Here is a 552-nt window from a genome sequence, read left to right as displayed (position 1 = left end):
CCCGCGGCGCGGTACTCCAAGCCGCGGTGGAGTTGCAGGTCGCGGAAATGATCCGGGCCCGGCAGTTCGACGGCACCGAACTCGCACCCCAGGACGTGCGCACGACCGAGCAGATGAACGCCGAAGCGATCACACGGATGGCGCAGGTATTCCTGGACGCCACGGCCGAACAGCGCGGGGCCCACTTCTCGCTGCCCGCGCTCGCCGTAACGATGCAGGAACCCGCACCGGTCCAGCTCGACATCCCCGCCGGCTGCGCCCGCACCGCATTCGGAGCGCTCATCCCGGCGCGGCTGCTGCCCAGGCAGGGAAACCCGCGACGCCACACCCTCACCCTCGACGGACACACCGGAGTGTTGGACGGCGTGGCAGTGGACCGGGACCCGAGAGCACGGCTGGCCTCGGCCGAACAGCGGGGATATCTCGCCTGGCGCGACCGACACTGCCGCTACCCCGGCTGCGACCGCCCCATCACCTTCGCGCCGGGTGGCCCGGGGGATTCTCACCCCCGGGCTCCCACAGATCCGTACGTGACAGTCTCCCGTCATACGG

1 pseudogene is annotated in these 552 nt (G+C 70.7%); it reads left to right on the top strand.

Annotated features, from left to right (window positions below):
- Positions 1-552 (top strand): annotated as a pseudogene (locus tag KDL01_RS41725) (hypothetical protein); the annotation flags it as partial.

It is taken from the genome of Actinospica durhamensis, from assembly GCF_018139695.1.
Lineage (GTDB): Bacteria > Actinomycetota > Actinomycetes > Streptomycetales > Catenulisporaceae > Actinospica > Actinospica durhamensis.
This window is presented reverse-complemented; position numbering and strand designations above follow the sequence as displayed.